Annotated in this window: 18 protein-coding genes and 1 pseudogene; all 19 read right to left on the reverse strand. The window is 46.4% G+C overall.

The window, feature by feature from the left end; translation table 11 throughout:
* Window positions 1-44: 44 nt before the first annotated feature.
* On the reverse strand, window positions 45-944 hold the full coding sequence (locus tag ACMYUL_RS06505; RefSeq protein WP_415772719.1) for a hypothetical protein: 900 nt from the start codon (window positions 942-944) through the stop codon (window positions 45-47).
* Between the two features lie 246 nt (window positions 945-1190).
* Window positions 1191-2201, reverse strand: a complete 1011-nt coding sequence (locus ACMYUL_RS06510; RefSeq protein ID WP_415772721.1) for a hypothetical protein — start codon at window positions 2199-2201, stop codon at window positions 1191-1193.
* A gap of 67 nt (window positions 2202-2268) precedes the next feature.
* Window positions 2269-2487, reverse strand: a complete 219-nt coding sequence (locus tag ACMYUL_RS06515) for a hypothetical protein (protein WP_415772723.1) — start codon at window positions 2485-2487, stop codon at window positions 2269-2271.
* 360 nt (window positions 2488-2847) lie between these two features.
* Window positions 2848-3303 (reverse strand): hypothetical protein, encoded by a 456-nt coding sequence (locus tag ACMYUL_RS06520; RefSeq protein ID WP_415772725.1) that lies wholly within the window; start codon window positions 3301-3303, stop codon window positions 2848-2850.
* Window positions 3304-3347: 44 nt separating this feature from the next.
* Window positions 3348-3935, reverse strand: coding sequence for a hypothetical protein (locus ACMYUL_RS06525; RefSeq protein WP_415772727.1), 588 nt, complete (start codon window positions 3933-3935; stop codon window positions 3348-3350).
* A 12-nt stretch (window positions 3936-3947) separates the two neighbouring features.
* A pseudogene (locus ACMYUL_RS06530) lies at window positions 3948-4025 on the reverse strand (hypothetical protein); the annotation flags it as partial.
* Window positions 4026-4030: 5 nt separating this feature from the next.
* On the reverse strand, window positions 4031-4366 hold the full coding sequence (locus ACMYUL_RS06535; RefSeq protein ID WP_276308316.1) for a DUF6402 family protein: 336 nt from the start codon (window positions 4364-4366) through the stop codon (window positions 4031-4033).
* A gap of 23 nt (window positions 4367-4389) precedes the next feature.
* Window positions 4390-4743, reverse strand: coding sequence for a hypothetical protein (locus ACMYUL_RS06540; protein WP_036493024.1), 354 nt, complete (start codon window positions 4741-4743; stop codon window positions 4390-4392).
* 3 nt (window positions 4744-4746) lie between these two features.
* Window positions 4747-5505 carry a polymorphic toxin type 44 domain-containing protein gene (locus ACMYUL_RS06545; RefSeq protein ID WP_003768473.1) on the reverse strand — a complete coding sequence of 253 codons (759 nt, stop codon included), beginning with the start codon at window positions 5503-5505 and terminating at the stop codon, window positions 4747-4749.
* Window positions 5495-7987 carry a type VI secretion system Vgr family protein gene (locus ACMYUL_RS06550; RefSeq protein ID WP_415772729.1) on the reverse strand — a complete coding sequence of 831 codons (2493 nt, stop codon included), beginning with the start codon at window positions 7985-7987 and terminating at the stop codon, window positions 5495-5497. Before ACMYUL_RS06550 ends, ACMYUL_RS06545 begins: the two co-directional genes overlap by 11 nt.
* Before the next feature lie 175 nt (window positions 7988-8162).
* Window positions 8163-8456: a hypothetical protein gene (locus ACMYUL_RS06555; RefSeq protein ID WP_415772731.1), complete on the reverse strand. Its 294-nt coding sequence runs from the start codon at window positions 8454-8456 to the stop codon at window positions 8163-8165.
* Between the two features lie 209 nt (window positions 8457-8665).
* Entirely contained in the window at window positions 8666-9259 is a 594-nt protein-coding gene (locus ACMYUL_RS06560) for a hypothetical protein (protein WP_415772733.1), read from the reverse strand.
* Between the two features lie 643 nt (window positions 9260-9902).
* Window positions 9903-10511, reverse strand: a complete 609-nt coding sequence (locus tag ACMYUL_RS06565) for a hypothetical protein (protein ID WP_070512983.1) — start codon at window positions 10509-10511, stop codon at window positions 9903-9905.
* Between the two features lie 105 nt (window positions 10512-10616).
* A complete protein-coding gene (locus tag ACMYUL_RS06570; RefSeq protein WP_070512988.1) occupies window positions 10617-11090 on the reverse strand; it encodes a hypothetical protein in 474 nt (157 codons plus the stop codon).
* Window positions 11091-11201: 111 nt separating this feature from the next.
* Window positions 11202-11696 carry a hypothetical protein gene (locus ACMYUL_RS06575; protein WP_070512992.1) on the reverse strand — a complete coding sequence of 165 codons (495 nt, stop codon included), beginning with the start codon at window positions 11694-11696 and terminating at the stop codon, window positions 11202-11204.
* Window positions 11697-12037: 341 nt separating this feature from the next.
* Window positions 12038-13642, reverse strand: a complete 1605-nt coding sequence (locus tag ACMYUL_RS06580; protein WP_415772735.1) for an ABC transporter ATP-binding protein — start codon at window positions 13640-13642, stop codon at window positions 12038-12040.
* Between the two features lie 22 nt (window positions 13643-13664).
* On the reverse strand, window positions 13665-14573 hold the full coding sequence (oppC, locus tag ACMYUL_RS06585) for an oligopeptide ABC transporter permease OppC (RefSeq protein ID WP_049231158.1): 909 nt from the start codon (window positions 14571-14573) through the stop codon (window positions 13665-13667).
* Window positions 14574-14645: 72 nt separating this feature from the next.
* The gene (gene oppB / locus ACMYUL_RS06590) at window positions 14646-15566 is read right to left on the reverse strand and encodes an oligopeptide ABC transporter permease OppB (protein ID WP_003741770.1); all 921 of its coding nucleotides are present in this window, start codon (window positions 15564-15566) and stop codon (window positions 14646-14648) included.
* 328 nt (window positions 15567-15894) lie between these two features.
* Window positions 15895-17691, reverse strand: a complete 1797-nt coding sequence (locus ACMYUL_RS06595) for an aminopeptidase P family protein (protein ID WP_415772737.1) — start codon at window positions 17689-17691, stop codon at window positions 15895-15897.
* Window positions 17692-17751 lie beyond the last annotated feature (60 nt).

A 17751-nucleotide genomic window follows, 5' to 3' on the forward strand; every position in this document is an offset into this window, starting at 1 on the left:
ACCTTTTTTAAAGTTGGGTTTTTAACCTAACCTATGCTAGCTAATCAGTATTTTTTACCTTTATTTTTCAAATAGTCGGTATATATCTTCGGCAGTGGGTCTTGATAGCTTTCGTCTATTTTTATGCCCTGCCTTTTCAGCTCGCGTTCTTTTTCCATACGGTATTTATCATTAGACTGCAATACTTCTTCCACCATGGGCAGCCACTTTGCAGGGATAAAGCGGTCGTCGTTATCTCGCTTGTAAACACCACTGTAATCCTGAAATTTATATTCCAAAGCATCAAACTCCATACTAATCTTATATATCGAGTAGCCTTGCCAATATTCATTGGAGTCCGCATTAAGGCTAATAGACAATAAAACTCCGTCGGCATACAGTTCATAGGAAAGGCTTTCAAGTCCTTGGGTAAAGACATTTAGCCACTCCTGCTCGCTCGGTTCGTAATCTATATAGACATATTCCCCACCCTGAAAAATATCTATTTTATCGACCATCCGTGCGCCGCCAGGATAGTAATACCGCTTCCAGCCTTTAGCTTGCAGCTCCCGCAGCAACTCCAAAAACTTTTTCCTTGCCTGAAGATGTTTGTCAGGTTGGTCGGAGCGGTAAAACTCCGCATCCACTTCAATACTGGTTACGCCCCAGCCGTTTCCTTCCTGACTGGAAGCCAGTATATGACTGTTGTCCGGCAGCATAAAGCCGTGTTCCCCATGCTTGAAGCGTATCTTGGGATAACCGCCCAGACTGATAAAGGCTGTACTGTATATTTGTTCGTAACCGCCGTTTAAGCGGTTAACCAAATCTTGCTCGTTTTCACGCAGGGAGATTTCGGGAATGCCTGTATTAATTTTCCAATCCTTTTGGGCAAACAGGGGGGTATATGCAATAGCGCATACGGTAAATACTGCTAAGACAGGGAGGATTTTGAGTAGTTTTTTCATATACGCTTCAAATTCTAAAAAACTTTATCTTAAGCGGTTTTGCCACACTTGTATAAATCTTACTACTATGCTTGGGTATGCTGACAACCACTACTTTGCCTATTACTCTCTACTATGTCCACTTTTACACCTGACCCCAGCATAACACTAATCTTATTGAGACCTTTGCAAAATTCCCCAAAATCCCCTAAATGTCTTGGTGGGAATTTAGGGGATTTTGGGGAATTTCGCAAAGGTCTTAACCCCTTAAAACTTAGGTTCTTTCTGCAAATAAGGTAGTAAATCGGGATCCTGATAGCCCTCATCGATTTTATACCCCTTGCTAACCAACATGGCCTCCTCTTTTTTGCGTTTTGCCAATTCGATGGCACGGTAGCGTTGCCAGTATTCCGGCAGGCTGGAGCTGATTTTATCCATTTCTTTTTGAAGTTTATCGATATCATAACCGTTAGGTATAAATGTGTTATATATGTCATTTCGGGTGCTGTAGCGCGCGGTCGTGAATGAGATCCTCATCATATACTGCCCCCATTCTTTAAAACTCAATGTTTTATTAATTTGATCTAAATCTTCTTGGTCTCTGACGGTTCGATCAAATGTAAGACTCATTTCAATACCATCTAAATAAAAATCTGCAAAAATGGCTCGTTGTATTATCACGCTATACCATGTATTGAAATCTGGAACTGCACCGGGATCGGTAATATTACCCAAGCCAAAATTTTCTTCATCTTGGAAATATCTGATGGCATCTTTACCTGTCAGCCGAGGACTGGATAAATAAATATAACGTTGCCAGCCACTGTCCTGTATCCGCTTCATCAGCTTAACCCATAAATCATAGGCTTCACGATGGCGGATAAGTTCGCCGGCACTGATGCCGCTGTTTAAAACAATATTATTTACTCCCTCTCCCTCAGGTTCGGAACGTACCGATCCCATGGCGGTAAAGGTATGCGGAATAGTCAGGTCATGGCCGCTGTGGCGGATGGTGACGGTTCCCAATTGTTTTGACGGCCACTTCAAATCTAAAAAGCCGACCAGTTCTCCTGCGGTATGGTGATCTGCAACCGCCCCTGCCTGTTTGAAGCTTTCCGGCCCTTTTTTGCCCAATTGTAAAGTTACTTCCTGCGGCATGATTTTCTCCTTGTCGTCTGAAGCATGAACTGTTAATGAGATCAGAGCGAGCAAAAGAGTAGCGAGCAAAGCTGCTACAACCCGCTCACTGATTGCCTTGTGGGTCGTTCCAAGATTCATGGTTTTCTCCTTTTTTGGTGCTACCTATCCAGCCTGCTATGGTTTGCAGGTGTCTTTCGATATATTCCTACTTTTCGGATTCGGACAATACGGCTTCCTGCGGACGGATTTCAAATGCTGCGCGCTGATTGAGATAGGAATACAGTGGCAGGGAGGAATCGGTCGAGGTGGCGGTGATTTCGACGCGGTAGGCGGTGTTGGCGGCTTCGGAGGCGGTGAAAGAACGAACGGAGAGGGAGGGGGAGAAACGGGCGAAGGTGAGATGATAGGATTGGCAGGCAGTCATGGCGTTGAATTTAAAGATAACAATGAGGTTCGTATGGTAACTTGAGCGTCATTAACGGTAAAGCAAATGGGATAAACGGTAGAAAGGTCGAGACCTTTGTAAAAATAGTCTGTTAACGAAATTTGACACATAAAAATGCACCAAAAAATTTCAATTGACTAAAATCTTCCTAATATTGAGCAAAAAGTAGGAAAAATCAGAAAGGTTTTGCATTTTGAAAATGAGATTGAGCATAAAATTTTAGTAACCTATGTTATTGCAAAGGTCTCAGGTCGTCTGAATGGAGGTTTTTCAGACGACCTTGATAAATTCAATCTGTACTTGCTTGAAACTTAGTCAAGGATTCAAATAATGAAAGATTTAACTCAATAATCGCCCCAAGCAAAATCCTTTAACTGCTTCATCTTTAATTATCTCTCCACTGCTCCCAAGATAAATATGCCTCTCACAGAAATCGCCCGAGTCGCGATGAATTTCCATGAACTTCTGCTTTGGAGTTGGTACAGATTCATCTGTATAGAATACATCATCATTATCTGGCTGGAAAAAAGAAAAACCAAGATAGAGGGTTTCATTAATATTTTTTTTATTATATGAGAAGTAGATCGGGGAAGATTCATTCTTCTCTAAATTGAAACCCCAGTAATTTTTCATTGCTTCATCCTCAGTCTGATTGTCATACGTTCTAGAAACATTGACTTGCAGCCAATAAGGAGATGAATTATGGATGACGATTTGTCGTTTTTGTTCAGTAATAAAGTCATGTATCACAAAGGGAAACACGCAAAGCAATATTAGGAAAATTATTTTTTTCATGATAGGTTAGGAAACCAAAGGTTCAAAGGGGGGGCTTTTTCTGCTCAATAAAACAATTCAACCAGCCACTGGATAATTTTTGCATCTATCCGTTGAAGGAGGTTTGGGTGCAGTGGAGCAACAGGACCGCCGTCAGGTCCACCACTCCAGCCGATATATTCGTCATCGATAGAGGGTCTTGCAAAATTTTCAGGAACCCATTCGGTGCCAAATGGGGATGTATCTCGATAATAGTAGAGCAAATTATCCTTTTCATCGGCAATAAAGATTGCTGTCCTAAAACCATTCCATCCTCTACAGGCAAAGATTTTTCTATTTTGTAATGTCTTTTGATCCTGTAATAATTTATTTTTAAATCTAATTATCTCTTCAACTTTTTCTTTCTCTCTGCTATGTCTGGTTTCACAAAACTCATATTCCTTATCATCAGATAATCCTTTTGAGATTTTGTTTATAAAATAAAATCCACAAGAATAATTGTTATATTCAATAAAGTCATTATTCTGGTAGCATTTGCTATTTATATCCAGGTTATTAATTTCCTTTCCAATATCCTTGATTCTCCAATATTCCACTAACCCAAATATCAATATAAAGAAACCAAACCATTTCACTATTTTTTTCTTTTTCATAAATTTTGCCTATTATTTCAAAACCACTTCAATTGGAGGGTTACAACGATATTTTTTCAAAGATGAAAATATCAGCAGATCCCCGCCTAGTTTGTTTAAATCTCGCCATTTGTTGAAATGGCTGTTCCTAACTGGGTAGAAACGGTCTTCCGGCTTGGAATCGAAAAGAGAAGGGGGGCTGCTATATAGGCTGAGGCTGCTATAATCTCATTTTTCTTATCTGAAAGCTGATGGCTATAAAACACATCAAATCCTGTATGATTCCAATGCCCTAGGTATTGATATCCGCCATTATCGTTAAGAAAATCAAATGTATCTCGGATATAGAGATAAACGCTTTCTACAATTAATTTATTTCCAGGCATGCGGTATTTTCCGATGGCAGCTGCCAAAGTACAGCCTGCGACAGTGGCGAAAAATTCGTCTTTCAATACACTTTACAAATATTGAATATCTACGGTTTAATACAAAGTCCATCATATTGTTTAACATCGGAAATTTTCTGATTTTCATCCAGGTAAATTTCCATGGTACAAAAGGTTATATCTTCTTTTAAAAAGATAGCTGTGTCATGTTTTGATATTAAAATAATACCATCTGGCTCAGATGACCAATCGAATGGAAAATAAAAAGTTACATTATTAGTAAAAAAAGGACGCAAGTATTCCTTACTACCATCACTCCTAATTAAGGTAATACTAGTGCGCTTACCTTCATTATAGTAAAAATATGTTACCTTAGGGTGGAGATTTTTATAAAAAAAACATAATAAAAAGATACATAAAACCATTAAAATTTTTTTATTCATAATCTATAACTTATTTTTACTTTCTAAACAAGTATGCCTTTTTCTTGCATCTGGCAATTTATTATCAGGAAGTTTATTCAGCTCATCCAATACATCATTTGCAGTTAGTTTATCAGCAAATTTACCAAATTTCTTATACAAAGAAAAGCCTATATTAATTGCAGTAACATCATCAATCGGATCTCCGGCATCCCCTCCTGAACTATCTATTATCTGTGCCAAATTTGCTCCATTTAATAGCGTTTCCTTTTGAAAACCAACACTTAAACCAACATACCCATAATGTATGTTTGACCAAATATCATATCTGTAATCATAATTTTTATATTTATGCCAATGCTTTTTGAATGTCCGATTTTGTTTAAGTTTATGAGAATAAGCCGAACGCACAACTGCATAACCCTTAAATGTTTCAATGATATATTCTTTATGATCCCACGGTCTCCCCTTAAAAACACGCTCAGTCCATAATGTTTTTGCTATTATTAAATTGCGTGGATCAGGCTGTGTCAATAACCTCACTATAAGAGACGAATTTTTCCACTCGTTGAACCTCTTCGTATACTCCTCTTCAGAAGCGTAATATCTAATATTCTCCGCTATTTTACTCCGAGTGTTCTTTTTGATTTCTCTGACTATATACTCCGCCACCTTTACCGCACCATCGATTTTATGTTCGCAAGGAGTCGTAATTTTCTGCTTGACCAAAAAATTATCTCCTTTGACAAATTTTCCTTTTGTCGTCTTCAATTCATTTCCCATGATTTTCTTCTTCCTTTAGATGTAAGTGAATTTTGGCAATACTGGCTTTTTCGCTGTAAAACACCTGTGTCATTCCATTTTCGTCTGTAACACCTTCCAGCTTTTGATAATCGGATAAATAAACCGTGTATTTCTTATTGGCATGCGGGAGATTATTATCATCCGTCAGTTGATATTGCAACTTGTAAGTCCCTGTCATTTTAAAAAGTGGCAATGCCGGAATGGAAAGACTTTCCACCCCACCCACCTCCATCGGCGCCTTCACCCTAACCAGCTTCGGACTCCCAATCTCAACCTCCCCGTTCGCCAGTTTGATATACGCCCCTTTGCAGGTAATCAGAATCTCCTCCTTCGCCGCAATGGTGATTTTCCCTGCGCTGCTGGTTAACGTTGCATCCTTCAGCGCATTCAGCTGCAACTCGTCATTCTGTGCCTGTACTTCCACTTTACCCTGATTGGCCTGTACCTTAATGCCGCTGCTTTGGGCAAACAGGTTGAGGCTTTCTACTGCATGGGCGGTCAGGCTTTGTCCGGCGGTGATGTCGGTATGGTTGCCGCTGACGAGATGGATGTTTTCATTGGCGGTGTGCAGTTGGCTTTGCTGGGTTGCGGTAGCAATACCGGCAGGGGCGGTTTGGATCAAGCCGGCTTCTTTGAGGTCTTTAAGGGCGTCTTTCAGACGACCCCTTTGGGTTTCTTCATCGGTGTGGTGGTTGTTGGCGGTTTGGGCGGCTTTGTTCAGGCTTTTGGCGAGGGAAAGTGCCTGTTCGAGTTGGGAAATGGCATCGTCCATATCCAGCACTTTGCCGTTGGCGTCTTGGTTTTGTGCGCTGACGAGTATGCCTTTCCCCGCCCGTACGGCACCCCAGCCGTCGGTTCTGAGTTCGAAGCCTTCGCCGTTCTCTCCGCGTTTCTCCCTACCGCTGTCAACGATGTGGCCGAGGTTGAGTTGGGATTTCTGGTAGTCGGTGGCGAGTTTGATGTGTTCCTGTCCCTTTTGGTCTTCCATCCTGAGTTTGTTGTTCGCCCAGGTACGGATGACGTTCCTTGTGTTCCAATCGGCAGGAATATGGTCGGGATGGGCACTGTCGTGCATGACGCCGGAGATATACGGGCGGTCGGGGTTGCCTTGGACGAAGGACAACATAACTTCGGTGCCCTCGTGCAGGGGGAAGTGGATACCGTATTCGGGACCGGCATAGGGTTTGGCGAGTCGGACGGGACGGCTTTCTCCGCCGGGGCTCCATTCGTCCAAATCAAACGGCAGTTTGACGCGGTAGCGTCCCATGTCGTCGATGTAGGCGTAGGTGCAGTTCTCTGCCGCGGTCACCCGTGCGGGCAGTGTGCCGGCGATATGGGGACGCGGGGTGGTGCGTTCTGGACGGAAGGCGAGTTGGGCGGGTATGGCGGTAAAGGTGTGGGTGTAGGCGGTATCGCGGCTGCCGCTGTGTTCCATGCTGAGTACCAGCCAGCCGTCGGGTGCTTCGGGGAAGGCGGTATCGGTTTGGAACACTTTCATCGGTGCCATGGAGACGACGTTGCCGCTGCCGTTGGCGACGGTTTGGCGGCAGAGGACGGCTTCGTTCAACAGGGTCGTCTGAACTTTGGCTTCATCGGGGGTTTTGGGATGAAGGCCCCAGTTTTGCTGTTTGCCCAATAAGACGGTATTGTCGGCAGACTCTTCGGATTGTTTGTTGTCGGTTTCGGCAAAGAGGTCGGTATCGGCAGTGCGGTAGTTGTAGTCGGCACTGCGTATGCCTTCGACGATGGGATTGTGACGGATGCTTAAGTTGAAGAGTGCTTCGGTACCGACGCTTTCCAGTCCGGCATGGGGACGGTAGGAAACGGGTAGGCTTTGGTCGCGGAAGTAGTGTTCGGGACTGTCGCCGAAGACGACGATATCGCCGTGTTGTTCATGCTGTTCGAAGGCATACCAAATGCCTTCTTCCTCACACAGACGGTTGATAAAGGCAAAGTCGCTTTCGAGATACTGGGTCACATACTCGCGGACGCTGTAGCTGCGGCTTTTTTGGAAACGGTAGTCGACACCGGAGAAGCCGTGGTGCTTGAAGACGGCGGCAACGATGTCGGGGACGGTTTGGTTTTGAAACAGTCGGGAAGATTGGAAATGTTTTAAAGCCGCGAAACGCGGCTCTAAAACAAAGCGGTAAACGGTTTCATCCTTGGAGACCGACAGTTTCTCGCATGAAGTCACAATGCCCTGCCATTGTTTCGCCGGAGACTCGTCCGAACCGGCTGCGAAGGCGGCGGCGACTTCGGACAATACGGCCTCCTGCGGACGGATTTCAAATGCTGCGCGCTGGTTGAGGTAGGAAGACAGCGGCAGTGAGGAATCGGTGGAGGTGGCGGTGATTTCGACGCGGTAGGCGGTGTTGGCGGCTTCGGAGGCGGTGAAGGATTTAACGGAGAGGGACGGGGAGAATCGGGCGAAGGTGAGATGATAGGATTGGCAGGCAGTCATGGCGTTGAATTTAAAGATAACAATGAGGTTCGTATGGTAACTTGAGCGTCATTAACGGTAAAGCAAATGGGATAAACGGTAGAAAGGTCGCCTGAATGGAGGTTTTTCAGACGACCTTGATAAATTCAATCTGTACTTGCTTGAAACTTAGTCAAGGATTCAAATAATGAAGGATTTAACTCAATAATCGCCCCAAGCAAAATCCTTTAACTGCTTCATCTTTAATTATCTCTCCACTGCTCCCAAGATAAATATGCCTCTCACAGAAATCGCCCGAGTCGCGATGAATTTCCATGAACTTCTGCTTTGGAGTTGGTACAGATTCATCTGTATAGAATAGATCATCATTATCTGGCTGGAAAAAAGAAAAACCAAGATAGAGGGTTTCATTAATATTTTTTTTATTATATGAGAAGTAGATCGGGGAAGATTCATTCTTCTCTAAATTGAAATTCCAGTAATTTTCCATTGCTTCATCCTCAGTCTGATTGTCATACTTTCTATAAACGTTGACTTGCAGCCAATAAGGAGATGAATTATGGATGACGATTTGTCGTTTTTGTTCAGTAATGAAGTCATGTATCACAAAGGGAAACACGCAAAGCAATATTAGGAAAATTATTTTTTTCATGATAGGTTAGGAAACCAAAGGTTCAAAAGGGGGGGGGCTCTTTCTGCTCAATAAAACAATTCAACCAGCCACTGGATAATTTTTGCATCTATCCGTTGAAGGAGGTTGGGGTGAAGTGGCGCAGCAGGACCGCCGTCAGGTCCGCCACTCCAGCCGATATATTCATCATTGACAGATTGTCTTGCAAAATTTTCAGGAACCCATTCCGTACCAAATGGGAATGTATCTCGATAATAGTAGAGCAAATTATCCTTTTCATCGGCAATAAAGATTGCTGTCCTAAAACCGTTCCATCCTGTACAGGCAAAAGTTTTTCTATTCTTTAAAATTCTGCGATTATCTGCCAAAATCTTTTTTTCCAATTCTATTTGTTCTAAACGTTCTACTTTATGTTGATATAAATACTCACATTCGGGGTTATCTTTGTAGCGTAATTCCCGATAAATTGCTTCAGGATTTTGCATAAAATATAGTCCACAAGAACCTTCTTGATAGTTCACTAAATATTTGTTTTGGTAACAATCACTACTCACAGAGAGATTTTTTATCTCTTCTCCCATCCCCGTTATTCGCCAATACTCAACCAACCCAAATATCAATATAAAGAAACCAAACCATTTCACTATTTTTTTCTTTTTCATAAACTTTGCCTATTATTTTAAAACTACTTCAATTGGGGATTGAAACAATATTATTTAAGGATAAAAATACCGGCAGATTTCCACCTGCCTTTTAAGTAATTGAATTATATAAAATAATATAGATTAAAATTTTATTTATGGCATAAATTATCAATAAATTTTGCTTCTATCCTATGGAAAATAGATGGGTTTATAGAAAAGGACTCTGCTTGAGCATATAGACCTAAATCGAATATACCTTCTTCATCTAAGTTCAAGTCTAATGGCATTCCTAGCCAAACCTCATTATAGAGATAATAAAAAGACAGTAATTTACCTTATTCATCATATAAATAGATACCGGAGTTGAGGCCGTCTATGCTCAAAAAATTTCCTATACTATCCAAACAAACAACAATTTTTTTATTTTCACTTACGCTAAACCTTTCACATTGGTCTCCATCACTAGGAACTTGATAACTAGGTAAAGTCTTTTCTTTATAATGGCAATATGCGCTATATCTAAAATAAAAATAAGAAAAAATTATAGTTAACAAAATGGTTATTAAAGCAAATTTTTTAAACATGATTCCACTTCAAAAGAAGGTCGTCTGAAAAGGCTCAGATGACCTTTATCAATTTTGGATTTCAACTCAATCTGTACCTACTCAATACATTGATTAAGAAGAGCTTTCTTCTTATTTAAATATTTTTTTATTTCCCTGATATTTTTTAATTTAAATTTCGTTTTTACATCAGAGCCACCATCATATCCTGAAACATTTTTACCTAAAATATGATCTACAGATATAATTTGTATTTTACTATTTTCTTCACCTTTATAAATTTGATATAAATGAATCGTATAATCTTTACCCTCAGGTTGAGGGTAACAACAAAATTCCTCTGAAAATAGAGTAATAAGCAATGGGGGATGGCGATTATTCTTATATACACTCACTGCTTCCAAGTTGATTTTCCTACTTGGACTATTCTCTTTTCTAAAACTTTTTAATTCATATTTTTTCCCATTAACCAATATACTGTTATGGATTATTTCTTCTATTCCATCTATTCCGTTGATTTCGTCTATTTCTTCATTATGAATGGTGATACAGTGTGATGCCGAAAATAAAGCATCATTTGTTTTGAAAAGGCTTAATTTGTAATTCTGATCATCACATGATCCATCATTTTTAATGGGATGAATTTCCTGGGCGATGCAAAAGCCGGATGAACAAAACAGGATTATAGATATGATCAAAGATCTCATGATGTAACCTTTAGCAAAGAGGGTAAGTAGATTGGTAAGTAGGTTGGGCGTAGCGCAATAACACCTTCAAATCGCTAAAAATATTGGATTCAGCCCACTCTAGGATTACAGTTCTTTTTTAAGCGTTCGTGTATCAAAGTCGATGACAAAAGGCTTGGATCGATAGCCACGCTCCATTCCTTCATAGAACACAGCTATACATTTAAATGTATATCTTTTTTGTTCAAATTTATCCTGTACACAATTAAATCGGTCATCGTTGCTGCATAATCGTACACTTCCTGTCAACCTATCACTCTGGCTATTTTTTATATCACTAGATTCCGAATCAACAAAACCTAATAACTCTATAACATATGTTTTTTCGCTACTTTCACAATGAACAGGTTTTGTATTGGTTTGCTTTAATTTATTTATCATTTCCTGTTTTGTATTGATAAAATCCATATCAAATACAACTTCATCAAATTCTTTGTTGATCACATAATTTTTAGGTTGTAGTTCATAATCATTAAAAGAAACGATACATGAGGTCAGGAATAAAACTGCGATAAAAATTAAATATTTACCTTTCGACACTTTTTAACTCCTCTGGATAAGATGGCAAAAGCAGGTTTGTCTGTTTTCGAATTACTTTTGCGTAAAATGACGATGAACGAAGCTGACCAGTTGCTTAAATATTAGTGCTTACTACGGCTGTTGTTTAAGCATCCGTGTATCAAAGTCGATGAGAAAAGGCTTGGATCGATAACCGCGATCCATTCCCTCATAGAATGCAGCTACACATTTAAATGTATATCTTTTTTGTTTAAATTTTTCCTGTATACAATCAGATGAGTTATGGTATCTGCACAAGCGGATACTTCCTGTCAAACTATCAGTCTGACTATTTTTTAGCTCACTATATTCTGGACCAAGAATAAATCCAAATAACTCTACTTCACCAAATAACTTTGCATCATGTGTTTTTTCTACACTTTCACAATTGGCATGGTGTGTATATGCTTTTTGTAAATTATGTATCATTTCCTGTTTTGTATTAATAAAATCTATATCAAATAAAACTTTATTAAATTCTTTGTTGATCACATAATTTTTAGGTTGTAGTTCATAATCATTAAAAGAAACGATACATGAGGCTAGAAAGATAACCGCGATATAAAGTAAATATTTACCTTTCGACACTCTTTAATTCCTCTCGATAAGGCAGCAAAAGCAGGTTTTGTCTGTTTTCGAATAGCTTTTGGGTAAACATGGCAGAGAAAGAACGGGGTAGAACTAGCGGTCAGCCATGACGGTTTGGATGGGTTTATGATGAAAGTCTGAATATAAGTCAAAATGACAGGTAGGATAAACAACGGAGGATAAGAGGTAAAGATGTTGTATGGGTGGTTTTGTAAGGGAGGGAGATGAATGGGTCGGGGATGAAAGAAGGTCGTCTGAAAGTGGGTTTTCAAACGACCTTTTGACGTTAGACGGGTTCGTGGGCGAAGCCCACGCTACTTTTGATTTCAGACGACCTTGGGTCAGAGGTCGAAGGCGGCGTTGATGAGGCGTTTGGTGTAGTCTTTTTGGGGGTGGTGGAAGATTTGGTCTGCGCTGCCGTATTCGACGAGTTCTCCGTGCTGCATGACGGCGACGTTGTCGCTGACGGCGCGGACGACGGAGAGGTCGTGGCTGATGAAGATGTAGGTCAGTCCGTATTTGGTTTGGAGTCCGCGCAGCAGTTCGACGACTTTGATTTGGACGGAGCGGTCGAGGGCGGAGGTGGGTTCGTCGAGGAGGATGAACTTGGGCCGCAGGATGAGGGCGCGGGCGATGGCGATGCGTTGGCGTTGTCCGCCTGAGAATTCGTGCGGGTAGCGGTTGAGCGCGTCGGCGGGCAGGGAGACTTCGTCCAGGACTTTGAGGACGAGTTCGGTGCGTTGGGCTTTGGTCATTTCGGGGCGGTGGACGGTGAGGCCTTCGCCTATGATTTCGCCGACGGTGAGGCGGGGGGAGAGTGAGCCGTAGGGGTCTTGGAAGACCATTTGGCGTTCGGCTTTGAGCTGGCGCGCGCGTTCGGGGGTGAGGGCGGCGAGGTCGCTGTTGTCGAAGTGTATGCTGCCTTGGTAGGGGAGCATTTGCATGATGGCTTTGCCGAGCGTGGATTTGCCGGAACCGGATTCGCCGACGATGCCGAGGGTTTCGCCTTGGCGGATGGCGAGGCTGATGTTTTTGACGGCGTGGAAGGTTTTGAGGGGTTTGCCGAAGAAGTTGTGTTTGAGGGTGAAGTGGACGTTGATGTTGTCGGCACGGATGAGCTCGGGCGGGTTGCCTTCTACGGGGTCTTTCATGCCTTTGGGGACGGAGTGGATGAGTTGGGCGGTGTAGGGGTGGGACGGGTTGGCGAAGACTTGTTTGATTTTGCCGCGCTCGACGATTTCGCCGTCTTTCATGACGCAGACGGTTTCAGCGTAGTGTTCGGCGAGTCCGAGGTCGTGGGTGATGAAGATAATCGCCATGCCCATTTGTTTTTGGAGGTCGTGCAGGAGGTCGAGGATTTCTGCTTGAATGGTGACGTCGAGGGCGGTGGTGGGTTCGTCGGCGATGAGCAGGGCGGGGTCGTTGAGCAGCGCCATGGCGATCATGATGCGCTGGAGCTGGCCGCCTGAGAATTCGTGGGGGTATTGTTTCAGACGACGTTCTGCTTCGCGGATGCCGACGCGGTTGAGGAGGTCGAGAATGCGTTCGCGGGCGGCTTTGCGGGTGATGGTTTTGTTGTGGACGCGCAGGGCTTCTGTGAGCTGGGTGCCGATTTTCATGAAGGGATTCAGCGAGGTCATGGGCTCTTGGAAGATGAAGCTGATGCGTCCGCCGCGCAGGCTGCGGAGGGTTTTTTCGTCTGCATCGAGGATGGATGTGCCGTCGAAGGTGATGCGCGAGTCTTGTCCGTAACGGGTACTATTTTCGGGCAGGAGGCGCATGAGGGACATGGCGGTAACGGATTTGCCGGAACCGGATTCGCCGACGAGGGCGAGGGTTTCGCCTTTGGCGACTTGAAAGCTGATGTTGCGCACGGCGTGGACGGTTTTTTCGTGGAGTTGGAAGCGGATGTCGAGGTTTTCGACGGTGAGTAATGGGGTGGTCATGGGTGTGTCCTCGTTGTGTGTGTCAGCGGTCTTTGGGGTCGAGTGCGTCGCGCAGGCCGTCGCCGATGAAGTTGAAGCAGAAGAGGGTGGCGACGAGGAAGAAGCAGGGGACGAGGAGCTGCCATGGGGCGGCTTCCATGGAGGCTGCGCCCTCTTGGAGCATGGAACCCCAACTGGTTTTGGGTTCTTGTACGCCCAATCCGAGGAAGCTGAGGAAGGATTCGAACATGATCATGCCGGGGACGAGCAGGGAGGCGTAAACCATGACGACGCCGAGTACGTTGGGGATGATGTGGCGGGTAACGATGCGGCGGCGGGATACGCCTGTGATGCGGGCGGCTTCGACGAATTCTTTGTGTTTGAGGCTGAGGGTTTGTCCGCGGACGATGCGGGCGACGTCCAGCCATGAGACGAGTCCGATGGCGACGAAGATGAGTAAGAGGTTGCGTCCGAAGAAGGTGGTCAACAGGATGACGAAAAACATAAACGGAAAGGCGTTGAGGATTTCGAGCAGGCGCATCATGACGGAGTCGAGTTTGCCGCCGAAAAAGCCTGCGAGTGCGCCGTAGAGCGTGCCGATGACGACGGCGACGAGTGCGCCTGCGATGCCGATGAGCAGGGAAATGCGTCCGCCGGCGGCGGCTCGGGTAAAGAGGTCGCGTCCGAGCAGGTCGGTGCCGAAGTAGTGGCGGGTGGCGAAGGAAGGCGGGATTTGCATGTTGTCCCAGTCGGTGTGGTCGTAGGTGTAGGCGCTGACCCAGGGGACGGCGATAACGAAGAGGATAATGGCGGCAAGGATGAAGACGCTACACAGGGCGGCTTTGTTGTTGCTGAAACGCCGCCATGCGTCCTGCCACAGGCTGCGTCCGTGTACTTGTGCCTGTTCGGCGGCTTCTGCTATGGCGCGGGAATTTTTCTTGTTGAATAGCATGGTGTTCTCCGTTTTTTGTTCGGGGGTCGTCTGAAAACGGCAAAACCGGTTTTCAGACGACCTTTTTTGCTTTTAATAGCGGATTTTGGGGTCGATCAGGGCGTAGAGGATGTCGAGTATGGCGTTGAAGACGATGGTCAGTACGCCGACGAGGATGGTCAGCCCCAAGATCATGCCGTAGTCGCGGTTGAGCGCGCCGTTGACGAAGAGTTGTCCGATGCCGGGCAGACCGAAGACGCTTTCGATGACGATGGCGCCGGTGATGATGCCGACGAAGGCGGGAACGAGATAGGAAAGGATAGGCAGCATGGCGGGACGCAGGGCGTGGCGCAGGACGATGCTGTTCATTGATAATCCTTTGGCGCGGGCGGTGCGGATGTAGGGGCTGTTCAACACTTCTATCATCGCGCCGCGCGTGATGCGGGCGAGGCCTGCGACATAGCCTATGGAGAGGGCGGCGACGGGCATGATGAGGCTGGTCAATGAGCCGTCATTCCAGCCGCCGGCGGGCAGCCATTTGAGGGTGATGGCGAAGATGAAAATCATGATGGGGGCTTTGACGAAGCTGGGGACGACGATGCCGGTCATGGCGGCGGTCATGATGGTGTAGTCCGCCCATGTGTTGCGCCTGAGTGCGGCGATGGTACCCATGAGTACGCCCAAGACGGTGGAGATGATGAAGGCGTACACGCCCAGCTCGACGGAAACGGGCAGGGCTTGGGCGAGCAGCTCGTTGACGTTGTAGTCTTTGTATTTGAACGAGGGGCCGAGGTCGCCGTGGGCGAGTTGTTTGAGATAGTTGAAGTATTGCAGGTACATCGGGTCGTTCAGATGATATTTGGCTTCGATGTTGGCCAGTACGGCGGGCGGTACGTTTTTGTCGCCGGTGAAGGGGCTGCCGGGTGCGAGCCGCATCAGGAAGAATGAGACGGTAATCAGTACCAGCATGGTGGGGATGGCGGAAAGTATGCGGCGGATGATGAATTTCAGCATATCGTACCTGCTCGGGGCGTGGTGGGTCGGAATATGCCTGAATACGGGAAGGCGGTCTGAATGGGGTTCGGACGCTTGGGGTGGTTTCTCTTCTTTGTAGTCAGGCCCTTGGTTTTGGAGTGTGCGGGCTTTTGTTTTATGGTCGTCTGAAAACTTTAGAATAGGATTTCGGACGGTTTTTTATTGTGGCAGTCGCGGGCGGAAGCCTGCGTTTTGGGTTTGTTTCGGAGGTCGTCTGAAATCGGATTTTTGGTTTCAGACGACCTTTTTGCTGGTGTTTCTCGTGGGCAAAGCCCACGCTACGGCCTTTTTCAGACGACCTTTGCGGTTAACGCGCCAGCGGTTCGGTGCGTTTGATCAGCCATGCTTTTGCCGCGCCTTCGGTCAGCGGCTCGAGGCGGCGGCGGACTTCGGCGTGGTAGCGGTTGACCCAGTCGATTTCGCCGTCGGTCATCATGGCGGTATCCATCAGGCGGGTGTCGATGGGGCAGAGGGTCAGGGTTTCGAAGTAGAGAAAGCTGCCGAACTCGGTTTCCTGCGGGTTGGCAACAGCTTGGTTGGCGGCGAGGTTCTCAATGCGGATGCCCCATTTGCCGGGACGGTAGAGTCCGGGTTCGATGGAGGTAACCATGCCTTTTTTCATGGCGTGCTGCGGGCCGGGAACGGCGGCACAGGCGATGACTTGCGGGCCTTCGTGGACGTTGAGGAAATAGCCTACGCCGTGTCCTGTACCATGACCGTAGTCGCATTGCGCCTGCCACAAGGGTTTGCGGCAGATGGCGTCTATCATCGGCGAGAGGATGTTTTCGGGGAACACGGCTTCGGCAAGCGCGATATGGGCTTTGAGAACGAGGGTGTTGTCGCGTTTTTGTTCGGCGGTCGGTGTACCGACGGGGACGACGCGGGTGATGTCGGTCGTGCCGCCTTTGTATTGCGCGCCGGAGTCGATGAGCAGCAGACCGTTGCCGCTGATGGTGCTGTGGCTTTCGGGCGTTGCGCTGTAATGCGGCAGGGCGGCGTTGGCGTTGAAGCCCGCGATGGTGTCGAAACTCAATGAAATGAAGCCCGGACGTGCGCTGCGGTGGCGGTGGAGTATGGTGTCCACGTCGATTTCGGTCAGGCTGCCGCCGTTGTCGATGATGTCTTCAAACTCGGCGAAGAATCCGCACAACGCCGCGCCATCTTGTTCCATCGCTTCACGGATGTGGGCGATGTCGGCTTCGGATTTGACGGATTTGAAGAAGGTGGACGGGTTGATGCCTTCGATCAGGCACAAGCTTTCGGGCAGGCGCACGAGGGTGCTGACGGCGGTTTTGTTCGGCTCGATAAGCAGCGTGCCGCCGATTTGCGCGAGTTTGTCGGCAACTTGGGCGTAAGGTTCGATCGTGATGCCTGCGGTTTGCAGCGCGGCGGCGACTTCGGCGTTCAGACGACCTTGGTCGGTAAACAGGACGGCGTTGTCTTTGCCGATAAGCAGGAAGGATACGAAAACGGGGTTGAAAGGCACGTCGCTGCCGCGCAGGTTGGTCAGCCAAGCGATGTCGTCAAGCGAGGAAACCAAGTGGTAATCCGCGCCTTTTTCCGCCATGACGGCGCGCACGCGGGCGAGTTTTTCGGCGGCGGTTTCAGAAACGTAGGCGGGGTCGTGGATGAACACTGTTTCGGCGGGGATGGCGGGACGGCTTGTCCACACTTGGTCAAGCAGGTCGTCGGGGTGTTCGATGTGGATGTTTTTTGCGGCTAGGGATTGCGCCAAAGTGCGTTTGCCGGTGAGCGACACCATATCGGAAGGGATGCCGACGGCGGCGTTTTCGGGCAGGTTTGCCGCGAGCCATTCGTTGTACGGCGGAACTTGCCCGCTTTTTTGCAGCTCGATGCCGCTGCCCGCAAGCTGTTTGGTCGCCTGCTCCCAATAGCGGCTGTCCACCCAAACGCCCGCTTCATCGGCGGTAACGACGAAAGTGCCGACCGAGCCGGTAAAGCCCGACAATTCGCGACGCGCCTGCCAGTGTGCGGGCAGGTATTCGGAAAGATGGGGGTCGGCGGAGGGGATGACGAGTGCGTCCAAGCCTTGCGCCTTCATGGCTTCGCGCAATGCGGACAGGTAATTCGATACGGTATTCATGAACGGGATTCTCCAATAGGGTTTCGCGGTTTCAGACGACCTCTTCAATTTAGTGTACAG

It is taken from the genome of Neisseria sp. CP9, from assembly GCF_047758525.1.
Lineage (GTDB): Bacteria > Pseudomonadota > Gammaproteobacteria > Burkholderiales > Neisseriaceae > Neisseria.

What these genes read in the sequence shown, in the direction of transcription:
- ACMYUL_RS06505 (WP_415772719.1), bottom strand. Translation starts at nt 944, where the DNA reads ATGAAAAAACTACTCAAAATCCTCCCTGTCTTAGCAGTATTTACCGTA.
- ACMYUL_RS06510 (WP_415772721.1), bottom strand. Translation starts at nt 2,201, where the DNA reads ATGAATCTTGGAACGACCCACAAGGCAATCAGTGAGCGGGTTGTAGCA.
- ACMYUL_RS06515 (WP_415772723.1), bottom strand. Translation starts at nt 2,487, where the DNA reads ATGACTGCCTGCCAATCCTATCATCTCACCTTCGCCCGTTTCTCCCCC.
- ACMYUL_RS06520 (WP_415772725.1), bottom strand. Translation starts at nt 3,303, where the DNA reads ATGAAAAAAATAATTTTCCTAATATTGCTTTGCGTGTTTCCCTTTGTG.
- ACMYUL_RS06525 (WP_415772727.1), bottom strand. Translation starts at nt 3,935, where the DNA reads ATGAAAAAGAAAAAAATAGTGAAATGGTTTGGTTTCTTTATATTGATA.
- ACMYUL_RS06540 (WP_036493024.1), bottom strand. Translation starts at nt 4,743, where the DNA reads ATGAATAAAAAAATTTTAATGGTTTTATGTATCTTTTTATTATGTTTT.
- ACMYUL_RS06545 (WP_003768473.1), bottom strand. Translation starts at nt 5,505, where the DNA reads ATGGGAAATGAATTGAAGACGACAAAAGGAAAATTTGTCAAAGGAGAT.
- ACMYUL_RS06550 (WP_415772729.1), bottom strand. Translation starts at nt 7,987, where the DNA reads ATGACTGCCTGCCAATCCTATCATCTCACCTTCGCCCGATTCTCCCCG.
- ACMYUL_RS06555 (WP_415772731.1), bottom strand. Translation starts at nt 8,456, where the DNA reads ATGGAAAATTACTGGAATTTCAATTTAGAGAAGAATGAATCTTCCCCG.
- ACMYUL_RS06560 (WP_415772733.1), bottom strand. Translation starts at nt 9,259, where the DNA reads ATGAAAAAGAAAAAAATAGTGAAATGGTTTGGTTTCTTTATATTGATA.
- ACMYUL_RS06565 (WP_070512983.1), bottom strand. Translation starts at nt 10,511, where the DNA reads ATGAGATCTTTGATCATATCTATAATCCTGTTTTGTTCATCCGGCTTT.
- ACMYUL_RS06580 (WP_415772735.1), bottom strand. Translation starts at nt 13,642, where the DNA reads ATGACCACCCCATTACTCACCGTCGAAAACCTCGACATCCGCTTCCAA.
- oppC (WP_049231158.1), bottom strand. Translation starts at nt 14,573, where the DNA reads ATGCTATTCAACAAGAAAAATTCCCGCGCCATAGCAGAAGCCGCCGAA.
- oppB (WP_003741770.1), bottom strand. Translation starts at nt 15,566, where the DNA reads ATGCTGAAATTCATCATCCGCCGCATACTTTCCGCCATCCCCACCATG.
- ACMYUL_RS06595 (WP_415772737.1), bottom strand. Translation starts at nt 17,691, where the DNA reads ATGAATACCGTATCGAATTACCTGTCCGCATTGCGCGAAGCCATGAAG.